The 11902-nt window shown below is 58.3% G+C and carries 1 protein-coding gene; it reads left to right on the top strand.

The features are described 5' to 3' along the window. Positions 1-332: 332 nt before the first annotated feature. Positions 333-11902, top strand: an 11570-nt coding sequence (locus BR04_RS02695) for an LEPR-XLL domain-containing protein (RefSeq protein ID WP_496354439.1), incomplete at its 3' end; no start/stop codon positions are given.

Genomic DNA, 11902 nt, shown 5'->3' on the forward strand with positions numbered 1-11902 from the left:
ATATATTTACATGAATATCTAAAGAAAAAGATATGGAAACGCTCTCGGATGTCTGTCCCCCCCCCCCCCCCCCTCCAGGGGGATACGGTCGCAGGTATACTGTATCTTTTTGATTGTGCTGATGATTCTGGATTTTTGTGAGGCCATAAGGTCTTGTGTGTTTGTTTTTTGTTACGGGTCAGGCAGGCTGTCTGCTTTCAGTATTTAATCCAGTATATGCGCTATTTTACCTTGCGGGTCAATAGTATTATATAGTATATATAAACGCTGTTTTTTCAGATAACGATCTATATTCTTGAATTTTCGGGATGACCATAGCGGGAGGTTCCATCATGAGACGTAACGTGACCAGAAAACTGAAAGATAAAGTCAGCCGATCCATGCGTTCTCTTTTCCGGTTGGAAGCCCTGGAGCCTCGTATTCTGCTTTCTGCGGATGGTGCCCTGGGTACGGCCCAGGCCCTGATGCTGCATAACCAGGATGACCTCTACGCCCTGCATCATTCCGAAAGGCAGCACTTCAACGCTGTGTTCCAGCAGACCCGACCCGCAGCCCTGCAGCAGAGCGCCCAGCATGTGGGAATAGAATCTCTGCCCCCGGCTTTTTCCGTGGATGGGGCCGCCTTTGACATGGCGGTGCTGGAGCAGCGTCAGGGCTTTATGGACAATGCCTTTACCGTGGCGCCTGACGAAACCCTTGGCGGCAGCGGCAGCCTCAACGTGATTCTCCTCAATCAGGGTAAGGTCAGCCCCGGCTATTCACCCGGTATGCAGCATGTGGAGTCTTTTGTCCAGACGGACACGGGTACCCTGGAAATCGAGATCGGCGGGTATGCACCCGGTACAGGCTATGATCAGATTCAGGTGGAAAACCTTGCCCGTCTGGATGGCGGCCTTGAAGTTTCCCTCATCAACGACTTTACCCCAAAGGAGGGGGACGTCTTTGAGATTCTGACCTATGGGGATGTGGAAGGCCGCTTTGCCACAGGTTCGGGGCTGTTCAGCACGGACGGGGGCTTTTATTTCGAGATTCTCCAGGGGGAGGGCAGTCTGCGCCTTGTCACCCGTGAGCTGGCTCCCGGACTGGGAGCAGGGCTTTTTCTTTCCCCGGAGGCAATTTCGGCCGGTACGGGAGATCTGCTGGGGGAGTTCCTCAATTTTGAGTACTTCGGGCCTCCGGATATTCTGGGGTTCAGTGGCAGTCTGGATCTTGGTGGGGTCAGCATTGCAGGGGATCTGGAACTTGCCTATGTCCCAGCATCCGGCCTCATTACCCTGGATATTGATGGATCTCTCGATCTTGCAGGCAGCACCCTCACCGGCCAGATCCGCCTGACCCTTCCCGAGGAACCGCTGGAGGCCATCACCCTTGAAGTTCGGGAAGGCAGTCTTTCCCTCATGGCCGGAGGGGAGGCTTCGGGTCTTGGTCTCCACGCAGGCGGCATTGAAGGTGCCTTTCTTCTGAGCAGCGATGGTATGGCCGGTGTGCTGGAGGTGGGCAGTCTCGCTCTGAAGGGGGCTTCCGGAGATCCCATCCCCGGTCTTGAGATCGGGGAAATCCGGGATCTCAAGCTGGCCTTCAACACCACGGGCCGGGCTGTGCAGGGGCTTGCCGGTTCCACCTATTTTGATTTTTCCTCCGACCTTTACCACGATTTTTTCACCCTCAGGGGGGATCTGGATCTGGGGGTAAGTGTTGCCGGAATGGCCTATGCCCTGTCTGGTGATTTTACCTTTTCCCATACGACCGTGACGTCTCCCGATGGCGGTGCGGATCTGAAGGGCATCCTTCTGACGGTGGACAGGGGCAAAACCTCTCTGGCCGCTGGCAGTCCGGATGCAGGCGCCATGCTGACCCTCGGGGGGATGCAGGGGGCTGCCTTCATCGGCAATATTGCTGGCAAGGAAGGGGCTGCCGGTATGCTGAAGGTGGGAACCGTGGCCCTGACGGAGCGGGATGGCATCACGCCCCTTGTACCCGGCCTGGATCTCCTGCCCCAGGATTTTCCCTTTGCCTTCAATCTCTTTGATCTCGGAATGGATGTGGATCTTTCCCTTCCGGACATCTCTCTGGCTCTTGGGGCTTTTCCTTATCTGGATCTGAGTCTTTCCGGACTGGATCCTGGCTCTCTGGATCTGAATTTTCCGGAATTTGAGCTTCCCGAGCTGAGGCTTTCCACCCCGGATCTTGATTTGGATCTCAATCTGAAGGATCTGGGGTTCAGCATTTCCGGTCTTCTCGACCTGCACATCGGAGATCTTTTTGAGATTCAGGGTTTCTTTGGTTTTGACAAGCTGGGAGACCGCATTGTGGCCATTGCAAGGGATGCCACGGCCCGCATGGGGACAGGTTCCTTTGCTGTGGGGATTGAGAATGGTCTTCTGGGACTGGTTGCGGATGAAAAGGGCCTTGCCCTTGAACTGCGGGGGGGCTTCTTTGCGGATCTGGGTGGCGCTGTGGGTCTTTCTGCCGCAGGAGCCCATGCCTATTACAACGACAGGGGGACAGGCCTTGCGGGTGAAAGCCTTGTGGCCGGAGACCTCAGCTATACCTACGAAAAACTTTCCGCAAATGATACCCGGGGCATATCCCTTACGGATGCCCGCCTCACGGTGCAGGGCTTTGTGGAGATTGAGGGCAGCCTGTCCATCCGGGATTATGCCGGAGATCTTCCCCTGTCCGGTGGTGGCAGTGTTTCCGTTGCAGGCCTGATCTTTGGCGGCAGCGGTCTTTCCGGTTTTGCGGGCATGGGGGACGTGGCTTCCCAGAGGATGGGGCTTGTACTGGGAGATCTGACCTTCGGCATGGTGATGCTGGCGGATCAGGGCAGCAGCGGGCATTCCTGGCTGGCCCTGAAGGGCAGTGCGGAAGAGGTGAGTCTTACGGGTATTCCGGAACTGAGCTTAAGTACCCAGCGCATTCTCCTTGAAATCAATTTTGCTTCCGAAGGGGCCCTTCTCATCGATTTTGCCGCAAGCCCTCTGGACGTGGCAACGGGCGGAGACCTGGTCATTTCCATGGATTTTGATCCTGCCAAAGGCCAGCTTGTCCGGGCGGCCGGGGATCTGATTCTGGAGGTTGCGGGCTTCTTCCGGATTCAGGGTTCCTTTGGTTTTGAAAAGTCCCTTGCGGAGGTGATGCTTTCCAATGGTCAGGAAGTGAAGGTCGACCTCATGACCCTGGGGGCTTCCCAGGTGACTGCCTTTGCCGGTCTGAAGGGCGGTACAGCCGATGCCCTGGGCTTCAATCTGGAGGATATGGATTTTGCCCTGGCCCTGATGAGCGATGTGGACAATGCCTCCCGCAAGTGGCTGGCTTTGCAGAGTACGGTGGCCGGAGCCTCCTTTTCGGGAATTGACGGCTTCACCGCCTCTGTGGAAACCTTAAATCTTGAAATCAATCGCAATCTCAGCACCCAGGGCGATGCTCTTCCTCAAGAGGATCGTCTTGTGGAAACGGTGCTGCATCTGGAAACGGATCTGGTGGCGGGTGCCCTTGTGTTTACCTTCGGGGCCCATCAGGCGACCCTGAGTCTTTCTCAGGGCCGCAGCAATGCGGACTGGCGCAGGGCGCTCACGGAGCAGATTGAGGCTCTGCTGCTGGAAGCGGGTCATACCAATGCGGCTGGAAATGTGCGGATCACGGGTACCCGTGAGGAGGGATTTACCTTAAATTTTGGTGGAGATCTGGCGGGTCTTGATTTCAGCACCCTTCAGGTACAGGCCTTAAGTCCTGAGGTTCAGGTTCGTGTCACGGAAGTCCGCAGCGGGCTGCCCGCAAAAGACAATGTCACCTTTGAACCCGTATCCCGGAATACGGAACTGCGCCTTGGCATGAATCTGGACGCGGGAACCCTGAATTTTACCCTCCGGGGTGAAACGCGCAGTCTGGAGGTGGATACCGCTACAGGCGATGCGGCTCTCGCTCTGGCCTTGAAGGCCCTTCTTGAGGGATTCAGCAGCCTTGGAAGCGGTGATGTCACGGTAACGGGCAGCCGGGCTTCCGGTTTTGTTCTCGTCTTCGGGGGAAGTGCCGCAGGCAGGGATTTCAGCGATCTTGGCGTGAGCCTCACCCCTTCCGCCCTTTTTCAGGGCGTGACGGAGGTGGAAAAGGGTTCAGAGCAGATTACGGGGTATTCCCAGACGGGAAGTAATATCAAGGAAGTACAGGTCATCCAGTTTGCCGGATCTTCCTTCAAAACCAACGTGCATTACCGTCTGGGCTTTGGGGCAAAAAGCACGGGGAATTTAGATTTTTCCAACAGCAGCCCCGGCTACAACGCCACAGTACTTCAGGATGCCCTGGATCAGATGCTGGGCAAGGGCAATGCCCAGGTGGTGTTTGATCAGAAATCCACGGCAAAGGATCCCCGTTACACCATCACCTTCACGAAAAATCTGGCCTATCAGGATGTGCCTCAGCTTACCGTACTTGCCGCCCAGAATGTGGGGCTTACCATCACCACCCAGAAACAGGGAAGCGGGCTTGTGCGTACGGCCCTTGTGGAAAAGGTGGCGGAGCAGCAGCGGGTACGGCTGGAAAGCGATACTCAAGGCAGTTTTACCCTTTCCCTGCGCCATGGCGGCCTGACCCATACCACATCCGCCCTTGCCTTCACGGCCAGTGCTTCCCAGGTGCAGGCAGCCCTGAATCAGGCCCTGTCTTCCATCTCAGGAGCCAGTGTTGTGGTTTCGGGCAGTGCGGGTTCCTGGCTGGTGACCTTCCAGGGCAGCCTTACAGGTCAGGATCTGGCCCTTCTTTCTCTTCAGGCCACACCTGTGGATGCCACTGCGGGGCTTTTTGTGCTGCAACGGGGGGAAACCCGCAGTGAAGCGGTGACGGTCACGGCACCGGGTATCCATGAAGTGCAGCGGGTTGCTGTTGTTTCTGAGGGTCAGGGCAGCCTGAGTCTGAAGCTGGATCATGGTGGCCAGACCTTTGAAACGGCATTTTTTGCCTTTGATGCCAGTGCTGCTGAAGTGAAAGCTGTGCTGGATGCTGCCTTTGAAGGTACCGGAGCGGTTTTTGAGGTGATCTCCCGGAGTGCCGGGGTATGGGACATCCGTTTTGGGGGAAGCCTTGGTGCCCAGGATGTGGCCTCTTTTGAAATTGCAACCCGGCCTGAAGCCCCTGCCGCAGGGTTTACGGTAATGCAGCAGGGTGAGCGTGTGGTGCTTCCGGATCTCATTGCCGATGTGGATCCTGACCTTGTGGTGGATTTCGGAGTACGGAATCTCGAAGTGCTGACGGGATCGGGAACCGCCTTTACGCTGGATATGGACGGGCTTCAGGGGGCTCTCACCCGCATCAGCGGTAGCATGGCTCTGGATGTGTTCGGATTCCTCAGTGTGGACGGAGCCTTCAGTGTTGAAAAATCCGTTGACACGGTGACGGTACGGGCAGCTGACGGTCAGGAGCAGGATGTGGCCGTGGACAGGCTTGTTGTGGGCGGTGCGGGCATTGATGCCTTCATGGGCGTTGACGGTGGCACGGCGGATCAGACGGGACTGAACCTGGAAGAGCTGGATTTTGTACTGGCCTTTTTCTCTGAGCGCGGAACTGCGCAAGGGGCTGAAGCCCGGCAGTGGACATCCCTTCAGGGCGTGGCCAATTATCTTGGGCTGGAGGGTGTGGATGCCCTGGCTCTTTCCGGAGAAAACCTTGCCCTGACCCTCAACCGGAGTGCGGCGGATGGTTCCCTTGTGGATTTTTCAGGTGACAAGGCCCTGACCCTGGGCATTGGCCCTGGTCTGGAAACCACCCTCAACATGGCGGCGGATCGCGGGGATCTGCTGGAGGCCTATGGTGAGATCCATCTGGATGTGAGCGGTTTCTTCCTTGCAAGTGGCGGGCTGAGTGTCACCCGTTCCCTTGAAGAGCTGGTGCTGGATACGGGAGAGGTGGTGCAGACAGAGGCCCTTCTTCTGGGGGCCCATAACCTCACGGCCTTTGCAGGAATGCAGGGTGCCCTGAATGAAGACGGCAGCCTTGCTGCGGGGGCTGTGGGCCTCGGGTTGCAACAGGTGAACCTGGCCCTGGCCCTGCTCTCCGATGCTCAGGATACGAGCCGGAGCTGGACATCCCTTCAGGCCACAACGGGTACTGTTGGTCTTGTGGGTGTGGAAGGTGTCAGTCTTTCCGCAGACACCTTAAGTGTTGAGATCAACCGTGCGGCTTCGGACGGCAGCCTGGTGGATTACAAAGCCCGGAGCATGACGGTCTTTACCGGTACCCAGGAAGCACCGGCCTCCCTCACGCTGGGCATGGACGGCAGTGAAGGGGAGCTCTTACGTGTGACCGGCTCCATGGAACTGGATGTCTTCGGATTTTTCCAGGTTTCCGGAGATCTGGGGCTGGAGAAAAAAACCGGGGATGTGGTGCTCAATGATGCCGTTCTGGATGCAGACGGTCTTGTTGTCACAGAAGCCAGTACTGTTGCGGTGGATCAGCTTCTCATCGGTGGTGCAGGGCTTTCCGCCTTTGCCGGTATTAACGGCGGCAGGGCCAATGCCTTAGGTCTGAATTTAGAGGATGTGCAGTTTGCCCTGGCCCTTCAGGGAGAAAAACTGAGTGCGGAAGCCTTAAACAGCGGAGCCACGGCCCGGAAGTGGACCAGCCTTGAGGCTTCTGTGGGGGCTGCGGGCTTTGTGGGGGTGGACGGCTTTACCTTAGGTGTGGACACCCTGGATGTGGCCATCAACCGCAGTGCCGCAGACGGTACGGTGGTGGATTACAGTGAAGGGGCCACGGATCTTTCCGTACTGACCGGGCCGGCCAGCCAGCTGAAGTTCAGCATGGACGGCGGCAAGGGCGGACTCATGCAGGTTGCGGGCAATATGACGCTGGATGTGTTCGGTTTTGTGCAGGTATCCGGTGGATTTGCCCTGGAAAAAGCCGAAGCGCCCGTCAGCCTCACCCTGTCCGACGGCAGTACGGCAGAGGCCCAGGCCCTGCTTCTGGGGGCTTCCAATGTGCGGGCCTTTGCCGGGATGCATGGCGGCACGGACAAGGCCATTGGCCTTGAGCTTTCGGGAGTCAGTTTCGGTCTTGCCCTTCTGAGCGATACGGCGACGGAGACCCGGAGCTGGACCAGCCTTCAGGCCACGGCTTCCAGTGCGGGCTTTGTGGGGGTTGAGGGGCTGACCCTCATGGGCGATACCCTGTCCATTGAGGTGAATCAGGCAGGCCGGGACGGGGATGCTGTGGTGGACTACGGCCTGCAGTCCGGCAGTGACACGGAGCGCAGAACCTCCCTTACCCTGGCCACCGGCCCGGAGAGCAGCCTTGAGCTGAGCATGAAGGGGGAGGAAGGGGCACTGCTGCGGGCTTCAGGCAATCTGGCTCTGGACGTTTTCGGTTTCTTCCAGGTATCCGGCGGTTTTGCCGTTGAAAGCCGTACAGCGGACTTTTACCTGAACGACGGAGTGCTGGCGGATGAGAATCAGCCGGAGACTGCCCGTCCCGCCACGCGTATCGATGCCCGTGTTCTGACCATCGGCGGCAGCGGGGTGGATGCCTTTGCAGGGATGCATGGCGGCACAGCCCATGCCATGGGTCTGGCCCTTGAAGGGGTGGATTTTGGTCTGGCTCTGGTGAGTGAGCTTGGAGCTGAAGGACAGGCCCTGCGTCAGTTCACCACTCTCTCCGCCCGTGCGGATTCTGTGGGCTTTGTGGGTCTTGAGGGCTTTGCCGTTCAGGCCACGGATTTCAGGGTGGAGATCAACCGGGGGATCGCCGGTATGGACGGTGCTCTGGACGTGGTGCTGGATCACAGTTTCCGGCAGTTTGAGGTGCTGGCCGGGCCGGATACCTGGGTGAGTCTCGACAGTGACGGTGCTCTGGGGAATCTGACCCGCGCTTCGGGCAACATGCTGGTGAATGTGTTTGGTTTTGTCACTCTGGACGGCTATCTGGCCTTTGAGCAGTCTTCCACCACCATTGTTCTTGCGAGCGGTGAGGAAGTGCAGGCCAGCCTTCTGGCCCTGGGCGGCAGTGAGGTGAGTGCCTTTGTGGGCATCAACGGCATGGAGGCAGACCGTATCGGTTTTGCGCTGGAGGATACCACCTTTGGTCTGGCCCTGCTCACCGACCGCACGGACGGCAGCCGCAAATGGACGAGTATGCAGGCCAGCGCCAGCCAGCTGGGTTTTGTGGGTATGGAGGGCCTTACGGCTTCAGCTACGGATCTTTCCATTGCCATCAACCAGGCGGCAAAGGAGGGGGACAGCGTTGTCACGTATGCCGGAGAAGGGGCCACGGAACTCAGCGTTGCCACGGGTGCGGAGGCGTTTACCCTGAGCCTTGCCGGTTCCGAGGGAGAAACCCTCAAAGCTGCGGGTACTCTTGAAATCGATCTCTTTGGCTTCATGAGGGTTGCTGGCGGTTTTGGCATAGAACAGCGCAGTCAGACGGTGACCCTTTCCGATGGCTCCACCGTGGATCAGGCCCAGCTCATCACCATTGGCGGCAGCGGGGTGGATGCCTTTGCCGGGATTAACGGGGGCACTGCGGATCAGGTGGGGCTTGCCCTTGGGGAGCTGGATTTTGGTCTGGCCCTGATCCAGGATCCGGACAATGCGGCGCGTCAGTTTACAAGCCTTCAGGCCACGGCCTCCACTGCGGGGTTTGTGGGCATTGACGGTCTGACCGTGCAGGTGGAAGAGCTTGTGGTCAATCTCAACCAGGGGATCACCCTGGCTGCCGAACCGGAAGTGATCACCCGTGTGAACACGGAGCTTGGGCTGCATCTTCCCATGGATCTGGTGGGTACCCTGATCCTGAACCGGGCAGCCGGTACGGGAGACCAGCAGCATCCGGCCAGCAGCGCTTCCTTTGAGATTGCTGCGGGGGATACCAATGCCCAGGTGATGGCGAAGCTGAAGACGGCGCTTGAGTCCCTTGAGGGGATTGAAGCAGGGGATGTACAGATCAGCGGTAACCGCTTTGATGGCTATATTCTTGAATTTGCAGGAAGCCTTGCCGGTGTCTCCGTGCATGACATTACAGCGGAGTTTATCTGGACGGCTGTGGATGTGGAGGTGCAGGAGCGGGAGGCCGCCAATCCCGGTGTGAACGAGATCAAAGAGATCGTGGTGCAGGCCCTGAGGTCTGAGCCGGATCCTGTAACCGTCACCACAGAAAGCATCGGAAGCGGTGCTGCGGGTGTCAGTGAGGTGCAGCGGCTTGTTGTGACCGGAGACACCACAGCCCAGCCTGCTACGGCCACGGCTACGGTCACCGGCCTTGCGGACGGTGGCGGTGCCTCCCGGAATGAGGGGTATCTCCTCACCTTTACCCAGCGCTTCGGCTATCAGGGCTTTAAGCTCTACTTCGTGTCCGACGGCATTCTGCCCGTTACCTATCGCCACAATTATGCCGAAGATGTGACCAAAACCATTGATGAACTGAAAACGGCCTACGCCAAGCTCCTCAACGGGTATGAAGGCCGCACGGTCACCAAGGACGATATCCAGGTGGTGCGGGACAATACTTACACGGGTCAGGGCAACCGCTACAAAGTCGAGTTTGTGGGCAGCCTTGCCGGTGTGGATGTGAAGGCCATTGGGATGCGTTCCGAATCCGGCACCTTCAGCAATGTCAATACCCGCCAGGGCAGAAGCGGGCAGAATGAAATGCAGAAGGTGGAGATCCGGAATACGGGTGCAGGCTCCTTCACCCTGAGCCTTGCCCATGGCGGTCAGACCTATACCACAACGGCCATGCAGTTCGGAGCCAGTGCGGCGACGGTGCGTTATGCCCTGAATGCCGCTTTCGGACAGGCCGGTTCGGTGGAGGTGACGAGCAGCCAGTCCGGAACCTATGTCATCACCTTTGGCGGTGGTCTCTCCGGTGAGAATCTTGCCGCCCTTCAGGTGGGGCTGACCAGTGCCCAGGCGGCACCTGCGGGCAGCTTTACCTTAAGTTTTGGTGGCCAGACTACAGGTTCCATCGCCTACAGCAAGGACGGTGCGGTTCTGGCCCAGCGGGTGCAGACGGCCCTGTCAGGGCTGAGCAACATTGGTACCGGTAATGTGGCGGTTCTCTACAATGCGGCCCAGTCCAACGGTTCCCAGATCGGTCTGGATATCCTTTTTAAAGGGACGCTTGCCAACCAGAATGTGGCGGCCATCACCTTCAGCCAGAATCTCCTCGAAAATGCCAGCCTGTCCCTGCGCACCGTGAAAAACGGAGCCGCTACCGTGGATCCCGTGCAGCAGCTGGTGGTGGACCGGGCCCAGGATACCCAGGGAACCTTTGTCCTGAGTCTCAGCCACAATGGCAAACTGTACACCACGGAAGCCATTGCCTTCGGAGCCAGCACAGCCGCCCTTCAGGCAGCCCTTCAGGCGGCAAAGGCCGGAGACGGCAGCCGTCTGGACAGTGTGGGGACTCTGACCATTGGCGGATCCGTGGATCGCTACACAGTGAGTTTTGGCGGCGGGCTTGGGGATGTGAGTGCTGAGGCCTTAAGGGTCAGCCGTGTGGATGTGAATCCGGAACTGCCGGAAGGCAGCTTCCGTATTTCTGTGGACGGGGTGCTTTCCACGCCCATTGCCTACAGCACGGACAAGGCCGTTCTGCGAAACAGTCTTCAGACGGCCATGGACGGTCTCTTTGGTGCGGGCAATGTGCTGGTGAGTCTGGATGCGGAAGAAAGCAGTGGCCGCAGATCCACCTTCCTTCTTACCTTCACCGGGGATCTCTCGCATACGGATGTGGCCAATGTGACCAGCCATTTCGGAGATCTCAGCCTTGGCGTGGTACGGCCGTTCAATGTGGTGCAGGGCGAAGGCCGGACCGGTGAGGTGCAGCGTATTGTGGTGAGCACGGCAGCCCGTGAGGCCTCCTACACCCTTTCTCTGACCCACAACGGCAAAACCGCTGTAACGGCGGAGATTGCCACCACCATGACCCGCTCCGAGGTGCAGGCTATTGTGGATGCGGCCATGGCCTCCTTTGAGGGCGCAACGGCGGAAGTGCTGTTCTGGAGCGGCAAGGAAGTGCAGCTGCGTTTTGGGGGCAGCCTCCTGGGACAGGATCTGCCTTCCTTTACAGTCACCCCTGTTTCGCGCACCTTCACGCCGGAAGTGGTGCAGCTTGTTGAAGGCTTTACCCATATCAAGGAAGCCCTGCCCGAACGCACCCTGGTGGTGGATTACAGCGAAGGGGCCACAGAGCTTCATGTCCGTAACGGAGCGCTGGAGACCGATGTCTTCACCCTCACCATGGACGGAACTCGTGGAGAACTCCTTGAAGTCCGGGGGGATCTCACCATTGATGTTGCGGGCTTTGTGCAGCTTTCCGGTAGGTTCGGGTTCAGTACACAGAAGCAGGGAGCTGAGGAGCAGTTTGTGGGAGTGGGCAGTGCCGTCACCGCCCGTCTGGCTGCGGGGGATGCGGTTCATGTGAGCCTCAGTGATGCCCGCTTTGGTCTGTTTGGTAACAGTGAGGGGGATTTTGCCTTTGAACTGTCCCATGGGGTCTTTTCTGCGGGAATCAGCGGACTGGCCGGTTTTGGGGCGGAAGAAGTGCTGGTTCAGTACACCAATGCCAGGACTTCGGTTCTTGCAGGTACCACAGTGTCGGTTCTGGGTGTGGACTACACCTTTGCGCAGGCTATAGCCGCCAATACGGTGGCCTTCGGTGTGAAGGGCTTTGCCGCGAATGTTGCGGACTTTGTGAGTTTAAGCGGAGATCTTGGCTTCAAGAAGGTGGGGGCGGACATCGTTGCCGTGGGCAACAATGTGAGCGCAGGCCTTGAGGCAGGGCCAGTGTATGTGCGTCTCGATGATGCGGATTTCGGTCTCATCGCAGGAAGCGGCAAGACGGCCTTTGAGCTGAAAAACGGCAGTTTTGCGGCGGGGATTGAAGGGCTTGCCGGTATCAGCGCCCAGGAAGTGAT

This window comes from Desulfobotulus sapovorans DSM 2055 (assembly GCF_059569355.1).